At 44.6% G+C, this 15,217-nt stretch carries 15 protein-coding genes and 1 pseudogene; 15 read left to right on the forward strand and 1 reads right to left on the reverse strand.

The window, feature by feature from the left end; translation table 11 throughout:
* Positions 1–273 precede the first annotated feature (273 nt).
* Entirely contained in the window at positions 274–798 is a 525-nt protein-coding gene (locus RT084_RS06200; protein ID WP_313098204.1) for a VRR-NUC domain-containing protein, read from the forward strand.
* 48 nt (positions 799–846) lie between these two features.
* Positions 847–1,533 carry a hypothetical protein gene (locus tag RT084_RS06205; protein WP_313098209.1) on the forward strand — a complete coding sequence of 229 codons (687 nt, stop codon included), beginning with the start codon at positions 847–849 and terminating at the stop codon, positions 1,531–1,533.
* On the opposite strand, the gene RT084_RS06210 is transcribed toward RT084_RS06205, so the two are convergent.
* Positions 1,523–1,660 carry a hypothetical protein gene (locus RT084_RS06210; protein WP_313098212.1) on the reverse strand — a complete coding sequence of 46 codons (138 nt, stop codon included), beginning with the start codon at positions 1,658–1,660 and terminating at the stop codon, positions 1,523–1,525. The genes RT084_RS06205 and RT084_RS06210 overlap by 11 nt on opposite strands.
* Before the next feature lie 253 nt (positions 1,661–1,913).
* Here RT084_RS06210 and RT084_RS06215 point away from each other — a divergent pair, with 253 nt between their 5' ends.
* The 13 genes and pseudogenes from RT084_RS06215 to RT084_RS06275 all read left to right on the forward strand — a co-directional run bounded on the left by RT084_RS06215 (position 1,914) and on the right by RT084_RS06275 (position 15,211).
* Entirely contained in the window at positions 1,914–2,618 is a 705-nt protein-coding gene (locus RT084_RS06215) for a helix-turn-helix transcriptional regulator (RefSeq protein ID WP_313098215.1), read from the forward strand.
* Entirely contained in the window at positions 2,618–3,568 is a 951-nt protein-coding gene (locus RT084_RS06220) for a hypothetical protein (protein WP_313098219.1), read from the forward strand. Before RT084_RS06215 ends, RT084_RS06220 begins: the two co-directional genes overlap by 1 nt.
* A gap of 1,931 nt (positions 3,569–5,499) precedes the next feature.
* Positions 5,500–6,078, forward strand: a pseudogene (locus tag RT084_RS06225) (lytic transglycosylase domain-containing protein); the annotation flags it as partial.
* Positions 6,079–6,158: 80 nt separating this feature from the next.
* Positions 6,159–6,650: a hypothetical protein gene (locus RT084_RS06230; RefSeq protein WP_313098222.1), complete on the forward strand. Its 492-nt coding sequence runs from the start codon at positions 6,159–6,161 to the stop codon at positions 6,648–6,650.
* Positions 6,651–6,767: 117 nt separating this feature from the next.
* The gene (locus RT084_RS06235; protein ID WP_313098227.1) at positions 6,768–7,682 is read left to right on the forward strand and encodes a hypothetical protein; all 915 of its coding nucleotides are present in this window, start codon (positions 6,768–6,770) and stop codon (positions 7,680–7,682) included.
* Positions 7,676–8,542 (forward strand): hypothetical protein, encoded by an 867-nt coding sequence (locus tag RT084_RS06240; RefSeq protein WP_313098230.1) that lies wholly within the window; start codon positions 7,676–7,678, stop codon positions 8,540–8,542. Before RT084_RS06235 ends, RT084_RS06240 begins: the two co-directional genes overlap by 7 nt.
* A gap of 2 nt (positions 8,543–8,544) precedes the next feature.
* On the forward strand, positions 8,545–9,090 hold the full coding sequence (locus RT084_RS06245; protein ID WP_313098233.1) for a hypothetical protein: 546 nt from the start codon (positions 8,545–8,547) through the stop codon (positions 9,088–9,090).
* Between the two features lie 11 nt (positions 9,091–9,101).
* Positions 9,102–10,652: a hypothetical protein gene (locus tag RT084_RS06250; protein ID WP_313098237.1), complete on the forward strand. Its 1,551-nt coding sequence runs from the start codon at positions 9,102–9,104 to the stop codon at positions 10,650–10,652.
* A 90-nt stretch (positions 10,653–10,742) separates the two neighbouring features.
* Positions 10,743–11,309 carry a hypothetical protein gene (locus tag RT084_RS06255; RefSeq protein WP_313098240.1) on the forward strand — a complete coding sequence of 189 codons (567 nt, stop codon included), beginning with the start codon at positions 10,743–10,745 and terminating at the stop codon, positions 11,307–11,309.
* 4 nt (positions 11,310–11,313) lie between these two features.
* On the forward strand, positions 11,314–11,880 hold the full coding sequence (locus RT084_RS06260) for a hypothetical protein (RefSeq protein WP_313098242.1): 567 nt from the start codon (positions 11,314–11,316) through the stop codon (positions 11,878–11,880).
* Between the two features lie 3 nt (positions 11,881–11,883).
* On the forward strand, positions 11,884–13,059 hold the full coding sequence (locus tag RT084_RS06265; protein WP_313098246.1) for a hypothetical protein: 1,176 nt from the start codon (positions 11,884–11,886) through the stop codon (positions 13,057–13,059).
* Positions 13,059–13,397 (forward strand): hypothetical protein, encoded by a 339-nt coding sequence (locus RT084_RS06270; protein ID WP_313098249.1) that lies wholly within the window; start codon positions 13,059–13,061, stop codon positions 13,395–13,397. Before RT084_RS06265 ends, RT084_RS06270 begins: the two co-directional genes overlap by 1 nt.
* 95 nt (positions 13,398–13,492) lie before the next feature.
* The gene (locus RT084_RS06275; protein WP_313098252.1) at positions 13,493–15,211 is read left to right on the forward strand and encodes a phage baseplate protein; all 1,719 of its coding nucleotides are present in this window, start codon (positions 13,493–13,495) and stop codon (positions 15,209–15,211) included.
* The last annotated feature ends 6 nt before the right edge of the window (positions 15,212–15,217 follow it).

Raw genomic sequence — 15,217 nt, forward strand, 5'->3', positions numbered from 1 at the left:
TACGTCTGTGGAGTTAAGCGCGGCGAGCTTACTTGGCGCGACAACAAGACCAACGAGCTTAAAACAATCAAGTACATAAGCGGGCGCATTATCGAAAGCCCGAACAATGAGGACTTACACCCAGCGCAGTGGGCTTCATGGCGGCTAAATGGACAAGCTATCGAGCATGAATTTGGCGATTTAATTTTAGGAAATGGAATATGAAACTAACCAAGAAACAGCAATTTTTGCTTAGCCAGGCATCACCAAAACAAAACCCAAAAAGAGTAATTCATGGCTAGAAGAATTAAGTTATCAGACATCGGTGGTCGTTACGCGGATGAAATCAGTGAAGCCTTTAGTCACAATGACTCATTGAGCGAATCTGAGGCGCAAATTAAATTGGTCAACTGGTGCAACCGAGTTAAGTTTGGGGATGAGGTGCTAGGTGAGTATCTGCACCATTCCCCCAATGAAGGCAAAAAGGAAACCAGGATTAGCAAGGCGGGTCGCGTGTATTGCCCGCAAGGTCAAAAAAATAAAAACATGGGCACCCGCAAGGGTTATCCAGACTTAGTGCTAGAAATCGCCAGGCAAGGTTATCACGGTTTACGCATCGAGCTGAAAGTTAAAAAGGGCGGGCAAGTAACCCCTGAGCAGCGAGAATGGATTGAGCGATTAACCAGGCAAGGCTACAAAGCGGTTATTGCGCGTGGTTTTGATGAAGCCAAGCAGATTATTACCGATTACATGGGTGTTGGCCGCAATCAAAAGCATGACTTAGAGTGCGATATCACAAATGCTGAAAATTCCCGTTGAGTTTTTAGATGCGTTGGGTATTGTTTGCTTATCTAAAAGGCAGGCAAGATGACCGAGGAAACCATGAGTATGCATCAAGTGGATAAAACCACCAAACTTTTTGACCCAACGCGGGTGAATATCATCAAGGCCAGTGACTATTCATCGAAAACGATAGAATTAATCACTGGTCAAATTTGGAATGTTGGTGATGACGATGACTTTCAACCTGTCCGCATCGTGGGTTTTGGTTTGTCATTTGGCGAAACATGGGTCGAATACGATTGGTACGAAGAAGGAAACCGCCATACCGATACTTGCAATGTCAAGAACTGGCTAGATGATTACTGCCAGCTTGTAGCGCAGTCATGTGACTTAGAAGCATGGGAAAAAGGCGAGTTTAAGCCATCGGATGACATCAAGCCAGATACTTCAAAAATCCTTTCATTTGGCACGGCTTTTAGCAAAACCAAGTCATTATTTGGCGCAAGAATCAATGCTGATAGCAATGACGATGCCAAGCCTAATCGCAAGCATAATCACTACTTCAAAGACGTATCATTTCTAAATGAAATGGATATTTACGCATTGTGCAAAGCGTTTGGCGTTAAAGACAGCTCAGGCGCTAAACATCATGCCATCAAAAAAATCCTATGCAGCGGCGCTCGTGGGGCAAAAGATGAAATGCAAGACATTCAAGAAGCCATTGATACCTTGACCCGCCTAGTCGAGCTTGAACGCGAATTTAAGGGCTGATAACGATGAGAAAGACAGTTAATGTAGGCGCGCCATACAAGCCGTGTTGTTTGTCATGCGATGGATTGACCCGTAAGCGGTTACTAGCAAATGGATTGAGTCCGTTTTCAGTACCATCAGTATTCATTGTTTGCCCGCAATGCGGCAATAAGCGATGCCCAAAAGCGCAGTATCACGGCTTTAAATGCACCGGCAGTAATGATGTTGACCAAGTTGGCGAGATTGAAGCAAGCGAAAGCTAGTTTACCCATTCAATAAAAAAAACAAAACCCGCCATTGAGACGGGTTTTATCCTACAGCGAAAAATACCACAAGCTATTAAGAAACAGTCACACCACATGACCGTTAAAGTTATTTTAACTTTTTACGGATGATTTTCAATGGCTGGAATAAAACAAGTTGTACTAAGGCACTACTCAGAGAATGACTGTCTTTTAATTAACAAAGTCATTGGTAATAATTTAAGAGTAGCTAGACAAAACGCAGGCTATACGCAGTCGCAAGTGATGGATATTACTTGGGATAAGAAAAATCGCAATCGAATTAGCGATATTGAAAACGGCAAAGTAACTATCGATATCTACACTTTTTTGATTTTGGTTGACCTATACGGCCAGTCGGTTGACTTCATTTTGGGTCGTAGCTGTGAGCCCATCAACGACGTAAAAGCAGCATTTGTAAACAACGTCAAACTCAATACCCATAAATTCATCCAACCCATTATCGACTCGATGACGGAAGTTGTCGTAAACAACATCAAGCGTCATGACATTGATAAATACCTTGAATTGATGGTTGCCGCCAAAAACCTATCAATATACGCAGTGACCAATGCCGCAAAAATACACAGCCAAAACCCAGAACTATACGCGATGCTATCTAAGCTTGGGGATATTTGCAGAAGCCTAGAGGTTAAAGAAGCGCAAAGCATGGTGCAGATGCAAGCGCAATTAGATGCCATTGCTGAGCGCCACGACAAAGAAGACGGTCATTTGTTGATGTCGGATGTGTTGGGCAAAAAACAGTACACGCTACCACTACCTGAGCCACGTTTAAGCGTTGTTGACGTGAAGGACGGTAATTGATGGCTAGAACCAAAAAAGAATTACCGCCTGATATGTGGGAAGCCGCCAGGGTATTATGGGAAAACACCCACGGCATGACCGACCGTGATGTTCATGACCGATTGGTTGAGCTATACCCAGATGAAGCACCCAAAAACCATAGCAGTGTTGCCAGGCGCCGCCAAAAAGAAAAATGGCAACGCAAAACGCCACTGGATGCAACAGAAAATGCAACAGATGCAACAAGTGGCAACAAGTCATCTTCTAGTCGCTCAAAACAGCCCAAAAATGCAACAAAAAAAGCAAAAAAAACCAGCGATAATTGCAACAAAACCGATGATAACTCATCGCAAAATATTGATGATACTGAGCAAAACAATAAAGAAAGCGAAAGTGCAACAAGCGATGATGATTGCAACAAAAATTGCAACACAGGATTGGTTTTATGGACTGAATCTGAAAAGCGCATATATCGAGAAGTTGAAAAGCTAATTTTAGACAATCAGCAAAAAACCGAAGTCATTATCAAGCATCGAAAACGGATTAGACAGGCGGGCGAGCTTTGGGAAACTAATGCAAGTTTACTGCAAGCATTGAAAGGTTTGAAACCAGATGAAGACGGTGAAACCATTAAGCAAATTTTGGTATCGGCTGAAAGTATTAGCCGAACCTTGACCGCCTTAACCATGAGCCAAAAAGTGCTGTTTGAGCAAGAAATGCTTGTGTGTGGCATCAAGTGGGAAGATTTTGAAATGTCTGAGCAAGACCGACGCATGGAAGGCATGAAGGCGCTAGACGGCATCTATGAAGAAGCACAGCGCAAACGCGATGAGTTACAGCAAGCCATGCAAAAACGCTTGCCAGAGTTTGAGAATTTAACCTTGGATGATGCTGAATTTGGCGAATCCGATTATGCCGCGACTTATGAGGATAGCGAAGACGATGAGGATGAAGATGAGGGCTGGGATTAACTGTAGGAACATTCCTAAAAATACCCCCTTCGCTAAGCCATAATTTACCTTACAGTATTCTACTTTAAGGATAGGTTATGGCTAACAGCCCATTAAATTTTGATAACAGTGGTTTTTTGGTTGGCTTGCGGCAGATTGAAGGTCAAACTCAATCGGTTCACCAGGACACACAAGAAATCATCCGCATCTTACGCAGTGAGTTAAACCAATCGCAAAACCACTTGCGCCGCATCCGTGACAATACGCGCAACACTAACCGCCAATTATCGCAATCAAACAGCGGTGGCGGGCAAGGTGCGTCAGATAATGCCAACACTCAACCCCCAATCGGTAGCGTTAGGGTTTCGCCTACATCGAGACGGCGCGATTTTGGTGGTCGGTCAGGTGGTGGTACAGCGAATCCGCGCAATCGCATCACACAGCACGCCAATAACGCGCAGGAACGCGCAGAACGCAGAACCTCTAGCAATGGCGCTAATCGCAACCCATCGAACCGTAACCGTGATGAGCGCGGACGCTTTACGGCCAATCAAGAAAACAATCAAGAAAATAACAACCTGGCTGAAAGCATCGGTGAAGCCGTTGGCGAAAATATGCAAGGCGTTGTTATTGATGACAAGAACCTAGACCCATTAATCGATAGTTTTAATGAGGTCAAAGACGCTTTATCACCACTCACTAGCTTGTTTGGTTGGCTCACTGGCGGTAAAAATAAGCCGTCACGCTATGAGCGCAGACGAGACAGAGAAACCCAAGAAAGCCTTGACGATATAGAAGATGCATTAAACAACAATCGCAATACTGGCGGTGGCGGTGGTGGTTTACTATCAGGTTTGCTCGGTGGTCGCGGTGGTTTACTGGGTGGTTTGTTAGGCGGTGCGCTTGGTGTTGGTGGCAAGCTACTCAAGTTTGGTGGCAAGCGGTTGCCGCTGATAGGTGCCTTATTGGGCGCAGGTTCGCTTGCGATGAACTGGGATAATCTTGACACCAAAGACAAGGGCGGCGGTGTTGGTGGCGTTGCTGGCGGGCTTGGTGGGGCATTGGCAGGTGCAAGCGCTGGCGCGATGGCGGGTTCAGTGGTTCCCGTTGTAGGAACGGTCATTGGTGGCGTGGTAGGTGGTTTGGCTGGTGGTTGGTTTGGGCATGATGCTGGGCAAGCATTAGGCGAAACTGCAGCGCCATATATATCACGATGGACTAGCAATCTAAATCAAGCCAATTTACCAAAAAAAATGGAGTCAATTTATACCAAAGGGTTAAAACCATTCTTTTTGGGCGCGACAGGTATTTGGGATTGGGTAAAAAACAAGGCGTTAGGTTTGCTTGGCATGGGTTCTGGTCAAGGTGGTGGCGATGGTGAGTCATCGAGCTTATGGGGCAGAACTAAAGATATGGTTGGCGGTTGGTTTGGTGTCGATGGTGATGCCAAGTCGCTACAATCACAGCTTAAAGCTACTGGCTTGGTGGGTGAGTCTGCAATCAATGGCGGTTTAGCGCATGCAGGCACCTATGCGGCTGCATTAAACATGAAGCAGTTACTCGGTGATAATGTAAAAGGGTTTGGCGCGTTTGATGACAAATTCCATGAAAGCCGTGGCGGTTATCATCCAAAAGGCTTGGCGTTTGATATGTCGGTCAAGGGTGGGCGCATGGGTAAAGCGACCCCAGAAGTTGCCCAAATTAGGCAGCACATGGCATCCATGGGTTTTGTAGAAGGCCGTGATTTTGGCATGCTGGATGAGTATTTAAAACCATCAAAAGGCGCAACAGGCGGGCATATTCACTTTAACTGGAAGTCTCAAGAAGCCGCCAATCGCTATATGCAGTTGCAAAAAGGTAAGAGTGGCGATAGTGGGAAAACTGGCGTAAACAGTGGTCAATATGACAGCTTAATCGCAAAATCAGCCGCTAAAAATGGCATTGACCCCGCTTTGATGAAGGCTGTGATGCACACTGAGTCAGGTTTTAATCCTAACGCACGCTCACCCGTTGGCGCTCAAGGGTTAATGCAGTTAATGCCAGCGACCGCCAGGCGTTTTGGCGTGGTCAATCCAAACGACCCCGCGCAAAACATCGAAGGTGGGGCAAGATACCTGGCGTACCTCAACAAGAAATTCAAAGGCGACCAAACCAAGGTGATAGCCGCGTACAATGCCGGTGAAGGCAATGTGGCAAAATATGGTGGCATCCCGCCATTCAAAGAAACGCGAGACTATGTTAGCAAGGTGAAAGGGCGCTATAGTCAGTACAAGGGAGTGCAGCCATCGGCTTCAAGATTGATGCCATTGGCCAACAGTCCAATCAGTAGTGTGACTCGGCCAACCCCATTACCGCCGCTTAAAGCACCACCATTACCACAGCCACCAAAAGTTACTAAGTCGGTCAGCACCACGCAAAAACCGCTCATGCTATCGAGCAATAACCAATCGACGATACCGCAAAACGTCAGTGACCGTGGCATCGCTCACGCGGTAACTGGCGGGCTTGGTGAGGATAGATGGTATGGTTGATTGTAAAATATCTTTCTTGTAAATTTTAGCTATGATAATTTATGGTTATGCTATCTTTGGCATGACCATAAAGGACTTTTATGAAACGCATATCATTATTATTTTTGCTGGCATCTTTAGGCTTAACATCAATTAGCGCAAATGCTATCAATAAAAGCGAATACAACGACTTAATTTCTTGCGCTGCAAGTTCAATCTCTTTGGTTGAATTGGCTGCGCCACAGCGGTCACTATCGGACTATCAATTACGCAATATAACAATGAATGGTCTTGGTTCCTTGATGATTGCCTTAACCGGATACCCACAAGAACAGGTTAGAAATGACTACAAGCGCGTTAAAGGTGACTTGCAACAAAAGGTTATTTCGCAAACAGGTGCAGCCGGTGGATTAACCTCATCAAATTTTATCGCAATGGCTAAAACCTTTGACACGGTTAGCATGAAAAGCTGCAAGACAACAGAAACCTTAGCAAAATCGCTATCAGCTACATTCAAGAATTTAAGTGAAGAAGAAAAGAAGGAGTTTAAAAATAGGAGTAAGATAGCATCATCCATAGTTAATGGGAAATAATGAAATTTATCTTAGACTGGCTAATCGAAACGCTGCTATCATCTAGGAACACCCACCTACAACCAACACTTGACACCCTTACAATAACGGTTATCAGCCAAATTGTAAGGGTTTTTTATGTCATCCAGAAAATCAAAAATTATTACCTACAACATCAAAGAGCGTGGCCGCACCCATGCAGGCAAAGACCGTAGCAATGTCAATATTCGCTCGATGGTCGATGCAATCAATTCACCCGCCACACAAGAGCTGGTCGAGACAGGCGATATGTACGGCTATTATGGCCATGAGTTGCGCGCCTTGTATGGCATGAATCCACCCGACACAGTAATGACCGATGACGGACGAGAAATCAGAATCGCACCAGCCATTCGCACTATCAAACTTACTGCAAATAGCAATGGTGATATCACCCACCAACAAGAATTTTTGGAAAATGAAGCGGGTGAGTACGCCTACCAACAATACAAAGCAGGCATTGGCGGATTTAGCAGCGCATGTGGGTTTAAGCCCATGATGGATGGCACCCGCGTGGTGCAAGGCTTTTATGGGTATGACTATGTGCGTAATCCTAATTACCACACCAACAAGGGCGCAGGCTTGCTAGATGGCTTGATGTTCGATGGCTTGAGCGATGACCAATTAGACCCAGCTATGGCGCAAGTGAAGATGGTGTTGCATGACAGCCTTGTCGCTCAATATGACAGTATCTATGAAGCCATACAAGCTAAAGGCATGGTCGATTACTACCAAAAAGAAGCCATAGCCGCGCAAAACTCCTTTTTTGATTATGTTGAGCGCCAAGAGCGTATCGCTAAGCGTCGAGAAGAAAAAGAAATAGCCATGATTGACAGTCTTATTTGCCCATCCGTGCCATTAGCTGAGCTTGAGAAACAGTATGCGGCATTTGATAGCGTAAAAATCGATGCCATGCGTGCCGCTACCGATGACGAATCACAAGAAAAAGTAGCGCGCCAGGACACTGAACGCAAAGAATCTGGCCGCAAATTATTCAGAGGTAGATTATGGTAACACCCATCAAATCAAGCTTGGACTGTGTGCAAATCGCGTGGGCAAAATTCCTGCGTGATTTTCGCGTATGGACAAAGCCAGAAGGTCAAGCGCTTTATCGGTGGAAAACAGCGCCACTCAAACACGCAATCATGGCTTGTCGTAGCAACATGATAGACGATGCAGAAGCCATGATTAAGGCATGGGAAACCACCCAAACCGAACCAGGGCAAGCGCAATCCGCTTTTATCCCCGTCATGACCACTGCCATTGCACCCATTCAAGCGCCACCCGATTTTGAACAGGTAATTGGTCGCTCAGAATGGCTAGAAGTTGTGGTGCCTAGTGACCCACTTGGCCGTGTGGTGCGTATGCGAACCATGCCCGCGGCATTTCGTTGTCAAATTGCCTTTTTTAGCCCAGATAACTCAGGCGCTATGATGCTGTCTAATCAATTTTGCCTATACATGAGAAACGAGGCAAAGCGCACGTTTAATGTGAATTTTGAGTTGGGTAAACACGGTGAGCAAGTCATTAGCGATGATTGGCGATTTCGCGTACTGGAAAACACCTTGATGCCAGACGTGGCGCTACAAGATTATAAAAATCTTACCGTTGTCACGGTGGATTGCACCATTGTTGGCAGCATACCGATTGTCACGGGGCTTGGCGGGGAATGGGATGATTTAACCGATACCCACGAATACGGCACACCCCCAGGTTATCCGCCTATCGTTGGTGGGCGTGATGAATACCCAGATTCAGCGCTTAATTTGGTGGTGACGGATGCGGATGTTTACGACAAAGCCGACACAAGGCATGTTCATCTTCATGCCGATGTCGAAACAGGGGAAATAACGCAAACTGAATTGGGTGATTAATCATGTCGGTAGTAAAAAGCATTATCAAAATTGATGCGCGCGTTGCAGGTTACGAAGGTGAGCCCGTGCGAGTAATGGCTATCACCTTGCCAGATAGTGGCAAAATTCAAATTGCTAAGCTTGCTGATTGGCGTGAGCCGGTCGTACCGCAAGATGATGTGGTTGTCATCACCGATACCCCACAAATAACCGAGCATTGGTCAATGGCTTTTTACGAGCGCGAAGATATCAAGGACTTGATTAAAACCTACCTTGAGTGCAAGCGCAGTGGATTGATTAAGATTAATGACGGTTTACGCATGTACGACCCAGACCAAATCATGCAGACCGCGAAAGTTGATGAGCGCGGGCAAGTGATGGAGTTTGATAGTAACGTCACCAATGGTCATTTAGCTGTGCTGTTAGCCGTGTGGGGCGCAAGAAAAGCATACGGCGGCTATGTGACAACTAATAAAGCCGAAGCGGATATCGATGACGATAGCGCGCTTTTTGGCTATGCCAATGATAATGATTTTGATGCCATGATGCCTTTTAGTGTAGGTGGTTAAGGCGAGCGTTCATGTCAAACGATTTACGATTACTTCCAGAGTGGCACGAAGTCTGTAAACGGTATCGCTACGATATCACCCGTTTTGCTGTTGAAGCCTTGGGTATGACCGAGGAAAACGGGCAAGCGGTAACGCCGCAGCAAGAAGAATTATTTCATTCGATTGAAATACCTGGCAGTCGAACCAGTGTTTCATCAGGGCATGGTACAGGCAAATCACGCTCAGCGGGCATCGTGGCGCTATGGCACCTTCTTTTTTACCCAGAATCTATCATGATGTTCACCGCGCCGCAGATTGGCCAGTTGCGTACTGTGGTGTGGAAAGAAATATCGATATGTTTAGACAGGCTAAAACAAGGGCTGTTGGGCTGGCTTGCTGATTTTGTCACGGTACTGGCTGAAAAGGTTTATATCAAAGGGTTTGAAAAAACTTGGTTTGTATTCGCTAAGACAGCGCCTAAGCATAACCCCACCAACATTGCCGGTCAGCATGGCGATTGGTACATGGTTTGGGGTGATGAAGCTGCAGGTATCGATGATGCTGTGATGGAAGTGGCCATTGGCGCATTGACCCATGAATTTAACCGCGCGGTATTAACAAGCCAGCCAGCCAAAGGCACTGGGTTTTTCTATGACACCCACCACAAGCTATCGCATAAAAACGGCGGTAAATGGCGAGCGCTCAAGTTCAATGGTGAAGAATCGCCGATTGTAAGTCGCGATAAAATCATTGAGGCGCTGTATCAATATGGCGACCGCAATTCACCAGGTTATCTAATCCGCATCCGCGGTGAGTTCCCAGAATTAAAAAATGAGTTTTTATTAACGCGATCAGAAGTTGATAACTTTGTGAAGCGCGCGCCTATCATTAAAGACGATGAGCGCTATGGCTATATTATTACCGTGGACGTTGGTGGCGGTGTTGGGCGAGACAGTAGCGTTATTACTGTGGCAAAAGTGATTGACCGGCAAATCAAAGGGCGTTTTGAGCGCTTTGTTGATATTGTTGACATCCCATTGTATAGCAATACCGCAGACATCGTGGCGATGAAAGCCAAAATCATTGACTTGATGAGCGAGTATGAAGGCGCAAGCTTGGTGGTTGACCCTATCGGCAGCGGGGCGGGCTTGACGCAGTTACTAAAAGCCGATGGCATTTATTTAACCGAGGTTCACTGGGGCTCAGCTTGCTTTAAGCGTAGCAATCGAAACTATTATTTCAACAAGCGCAGCCATGCTTATGTGAAATTCGCAAAAGCCGTGGAAAATGGCTGGATAACCATATCCGATAAGGTTCGCAAAAACTTTAGGGTATTAACCCCACTAAAAGAGCAGTTAACGCGCTTGCCTTATACGTTTGATGAAAAATCCCGTTGGCAACTTCTGGGCAAAAAAGACATGAAAAAAATGGGCATCGACTCACCCGATATCGGCGATACCCTAGCATTTATCTACATGGAAAAAATCAACTATGCGCCAGCAGAGGATAAATTCACCTCAAGACAGGAAGTTAAGGACAGCCAAGAATGGGATGCGCTAGACGAGCTTGCAGAAGCGCTTTAAGCATGGCCAGTATAGGAACACCCTATAAACCTTGCCAGCAATCAAGCCATAATACCCAAGTAAACCCTACTAATTGATAAAATTTTAACTATGAGCGTAATAACCAAAAAAAGCCTGACTTTTAGCCCATCGGCGTTTGGCGGCGCATTGATTGCCAATCAAAAGCCGTTCAAAGTCAACCGAGTGGCGCTTGTTGATGTATCTGGCTTTCAATCGTTTGTTAAAGCGCAGTCTGAGCAAAGCGGATATAAGCTTGCTGTCTCATTTGATAGCTCGTTTCGGGGTGATTTCAAAGTACGAAAAATCGAATTTTATCAAGACGAGATTTTGCTAGGAACAGTAATCACGCAAGTGGCGGACGTGGATTATGATATTTACAACATTCAGCAAGGCTATATTTATATCAATGGGTTGGTGATTGATTTTTTAGAGAATAAAAATACGCTCACTATCAATTATTATAAAGGCAGCATAGCGGATGATACGCCAAGCCAAAACAACATGGATTTATCATTGGTTGAAACATTGCTGAGCATGGTAAGCGCAAGCCAGGCAAATGAATTAATCAGTGATGATAAACCAAATGACCTAAAACTTGGCAGTGACAACAAACTATACGTCCACACCCAAACCACATTAACTCAATCAGATTGGTGACAACATGGCAGAACAAGTTTATCAAGTAAGAAAATTAACCGCGGTGCCGAGCGTACCGACCACACCGAATACCGTGTTTTATGTTGCGCCAGCCGCTACACCAAACTATGTTGAGATTTATATCTCAAACGCGGCAGGCGATGCAATAAAGCGCGTGATTAATCAAGCTGACGTGCAAGCGATGATTAACGCATCGATAAGCAATGTCAGTAAATATCAAGTAGTAGCGGATATCGCAGCGCGTAACGCTTTGACTGATAAGACAAGCCTTGTCTATGTCAAAAACGCCACTGGCGATAGCACTGTTAAAAGCGGCGGCGCGACTTATATCTATGACTCAGCGACTAGCGCATGGGTAAAAATATCTGAAGCTGAATCAATGGATTTAGTTTTTAGTTGGGCAAGCTTGCAGGACAAGCCAACATCAAGCGTTACAGCGATTGATGCGGCAGTGAATAATAGTCATACCCATGCTAACAAAACCCAATTAGATAATATCAGCGAGCTTAACGGCTTATTGTCTTATAAAGGCAAATATGTGACTACGACAATCAATGATGATGCGTGGTGATAAATGGCCAATCAACCATTGCAGGTTATAAAGACAGTATCAGCACTACCCGTCCCACTTGTACCTAATGTCGTTTATTTAGTGCGTGTTGGTCAGGGGTATGATTTATATGCAACTGATACTACTGGCAGTAGCGCTTATAAAATCAATGTATCGCCAAATCAATTAACCGATGTGATAGCCGTAGCGCAAGGTGGTACAGGCTCTGATAATGTGACAACAGCAAGAAGTAATCTAGGGTTAGGAACGGCTGCAACTTACACAGCAGGGACTAGCGCAAACAATGTATTGCTACTTAATAATAGTGGTTATATACCACAATCAGCATTAAATGGTATTTATAAAAATACAACATTAGATATTAGTAATGGCGCTGTTTATCGCACAAGTATAGCGAAAGATTCTTCCGCTACAGTGTATGGCTTAGGGGATATTAGATTAGGCGGTAATGTAACTGGTGTAATTGTTATTAAAACCGCTATACTATTTAATAAGGGTACAGTTGTTAGTATCAGTATAGATGGTATAACGGATTCTGAAACATCAACGATTAAATTAAATATTTTGGGATACACCGCAGGTACGGTATCTAAATTTAGCTACGGTACTAAAGATGTCCCCGTCAGAAAAGCCCAAAGCTCTGACGGATTTTTATGCTTTATTTTGGGAGATGTTGGTACATCTCTTGGTACGTCAGCAGCAATATCTATTGTTTCAGCACACGTTAATTATCTTGTTGACCCCACATACTTAACTGGTTGGTCATTAAGCATAACCAACGATTTATCAAGCTACACAAACATTAGTGCGTTTGCAACACAAAAACAGTCATTTATCGAAGCTAGTGTCTATACAAAATTAGCAGATTCAAGTTTTGATGGGTCAGTTAAATCATTACGCAGTGGTAGTGCGTCATATAAAAAAGGTTGGCGTAAACTCACTGCTACACTACCAAGTACAGTAGGTGAGGTGATAGTAGCGCATGGGCTAACAACCGTTGAAACCGTGCAAGCTAAAGTGACAAATAGCGACGGCATTATTGTTTATAACAATGATATTGACCCAGCCAATCAGTTTTATGTGCGTGTCAATGGCGCAAATCTAGTATTAGGTGTGACTGCAAACTCAACCAAAGTTTTTGGTAAAGCAGTCACTATCTATGTCGGGGAAGAATTGTAATGACAAACTATGTGCAAACACAAGACGCAGGCGATATCTATGTCCGCGCTAAGTCTATCATCTTAAACAATCCCAAAGATGGCGTTAAGTCAGTCACTTTTAGCCGTGAGCAAATCGTTAATCTCAAAGATGGCAACTTTATCCCAAGCGATTTATCAGCTATTGTGGGTAATTTTGACGCAGACGAGCTAACCAAAACTTTAACGCTGTATCACCCATTAACGATGGAAAAACTAGGCGAGAAAAATATTGGTGAATTGGCGCAACAGCTAGAGATTTGGTTGTTTAGCTACATGGTCGAGTTAGATAAACGCCAACAGCAACCACCGACTGATTAATCTATAGGTTAATGGTTTAAACAAGGAACACCGCATCACAGTGGTGTTTTTTTTGGCCATAATATCCTAAAACAAAATTAGCTTAGGATTTTTTGATGGCAGCCAAACCTATTATCATGACAATTACCAACAGCGCCAAAAACGCGATGTTGGATAGCGAAAATACAGGCATTACATTGCGACTTGAGCGCCTGGCCATTGGCAGTGGGCGCTACAATCCATCGGGGAGTGAAACGGCGCTGAAAAATGAAATCAGCCGCCATGTCATAACGGTAGGTGACATCGAGCCTGCCACGCACACACTGCGTTTATTCTCGGTGGTGAAAGCTACTACCGAAACAGAAGTGTGGGAATTAGGGCTATACGACACTGAAAATCGATTATTTGCCTTGGCTTCGTCAACCGATAAACCGCTTTTCAAAGTTTACCCAGACATTGATTTTGTCGGTAATTTTGCAATCAAATTAGATGCATTTGACGCAAGCAAAGTCCAAGTGGTCACTGACCCAAACGGCGCGTTATCGCTTGTGTTAATGAGTCAACATTTAGCGCATCCAAACCCACACCCGCAATACCTTTTACGCAATGAGTACGTCCCAGAACCTATCAAGGTCGGTGGTATTTTAATCACAACCAATGATTATGCTAATAGCCAAGAAGTGCATGACGGTGAAGGCTATGGCAAATGGGCTAAGTTTTCAGAAGGTCAATTATTACTAGGCGTTGGCCGTCATACCGATAAAAATGGCGTCACCAAAAATATTAGCATGATGCAGCAACTCGGTGAATACGAGCATCAATTAACAACCGATGAAATGCCTAGTCATAGTCATGATGTTAATTTCGTAACTGGCGGTATTAGTGGTTCTGGGCGCCCCGCAACCGATAGCAGTAGCAGCGCATCGGCAAATTTAAAAACCAATGCTTTAGGCGCCAACAAACCGCACAACAACATTCAGCCGTCAATCGGTGTTGGCATGTGGCTTAGATTGCCAAACGACTACACTGCAACAAGCTTTGATATTTACTTTACGTCAGACGCCCTGGGGCGAAATCGCGTTAGCCAGATAAATGAAGACAGTGCTATTTATCTATGGATTGATGTTGCCAATGCGACTGTGCCTATCACTGTTTCAGCGTTCAAGCAACAAGGCGCTGGCGAGTTTATATCCGATGGGGCAAATTTAACCTACCCACCCACAATCAATAACGGCAAAAATTTAATGATTGGCGTATTGCCAGAAAATTATCACGTCGATATGCAAACCATCATTGATTGGGGCTTTACCTTGTTTGATGCCGCTATTGGTAAAACGCAAACCATTCACGCGGGCTTAACCATTAATGACACGGTCAGCGATGCACCGCCAGTCGAAGAAATACCTGGTAGATACGTGATTGATGTGTTTAAAACAGGCGAAGGCGCGCAATCTGTAGATGGTAATCCTTATGGCGATTACTATGTAGGCAAGGTGGTTAAAAACTTAGATAATCTACAGTATGGCAGATGGGCTAATGGTATGTATGGAACAGCTTATCGTTTTAATCCTACGGCTGACACAGATGTTCGCTTTTTCCCTAGCTGGATAACTAATCCAAAATCACAAGTTAATCTTTACGTACAGAAGACTGAGGGTCTTGTTGATGTTAATGGTGCGCCAGTTACATTACCTGATTTGATAGTTACAAATGACGGTACTTCTAACTTCGGGGCGAGAATGTATAGTAATCTATACATATCATACAATATAAAACTTCCTATCAATCCAAACCAAAGACTGTATCGAATTGTACTCGACTATCCCGCGCCATAAGGATTA

Source organism: Moraxella sp. CTOTU48717, from assembly GCF_032057165.1.
GTDB lineage: Bacteria > Pseudomonadota > Gammaproteobacteria > Pseudomonadales > Moraxellaceae > Faucicola > Faucicola tetraodonis.

Bases quoted from the DNA above. Each gene is read 5' to 3' on its own strand.
- RT084_RS06270 (WP_313098249.1), top strand. From the start codon at position 13,059: ATGACAAACTATGTGCAAACACAAGACGCAGGCGATATCTATGTCCGC.
- RT084_RS06275 (WP_313098252.1), top strand. From the start codon at position 13,493: ATGGCAGCCAAACCTATTATCATGACAATTACCAACAGCGCCAAAAAC.
- RT084_RS06220 (WP_313098219.1), top strand. From the start codon at position 2,618: ATGGCTAGAACCAAAAAAGAATTACCGCCTGATATGTGGGAAGCCGCC.
- RT084_RS06230 (WP_313098222.1), top strand. From the start codon at position 6,159: ATGAAACGCATATCATTATTATTTTTGCTGGCATCTTTAGGCTTAACA.
- RT084_RS06200 (WP_313098204.1), top strand. From the start codon at position 274: ATGGCTAGAAGAATTAAGTTATCAGACATCGGTGGTCGTTACGCGGAT.
- RT084_RS06235 (WP_313098227.1), top strand. From the start codon at position 6,768: ATGTCATCCAGAAAATCAAAAATTATTACCTACAACATCAAAGAGCGT.
- RT084_RS06255 (WP_313098240.1), top strand. From the start codon at position 10,743: ATGAGCGTAATAACCAAAAAAAGCCTGACTTTTAGCCCATCGGCGTTT.
- RT084_RS06265 (WP_313098246.1), top strand. From the start codon at position 11,884: ATGGCCAATCAACCATTGCAGGTTATAAAGACAGTATCAGCACTACCC.
- RT084_RS06215 (WP_313098215.1), top strand. From the start codon at position 1,914: ATGGCTGGAATAAAACAAGTTGTACTAAGGCACTACTCAGAGAATGAC.
- RT084_RS06210 (WP_313098212.1), bottom strand. From the start codon at position 1,660: ATGAATACTGATGGTACTGAAAACGGACTCAATCCATTTGCTAGTAAC.
- RT084_RS06260 (WP_313098242.1), top strand. From the start codon at position 11,314: ATGGCAGAACAAGTTTATCAAGTAAGAAAATTAACCGCGGTGCCGAGC.
- RT084_RS06245 (WP_313098233.1), top strand. From the start codon at position 8,545: ATGTCGGTAGTAAAAAGCATTATCAAAATTGATGCGCGCGTTGCAGGT.
- RT084_RS06240 (WP_313098230.1), top strand. From the start codon at position 7,676: ATGGTAACACCCATCAAATCAAGCTTGGACTGTGTGCAAATCGCGTGG.
- RT084_RS06250 (WP_313098237.1), top strand. From the start codon at position 9,102: ATGTCAAACGATTTACGATTACTTCCAGAGTGGCACGAAGTCTGTAAA.
- RT084_RS06205 (WP_313098209.1), top strand. From the start codon at position 847: ATGACCGAGGAAACCATGAGTATGCATCAAGTGGATAAAACCACCAAA.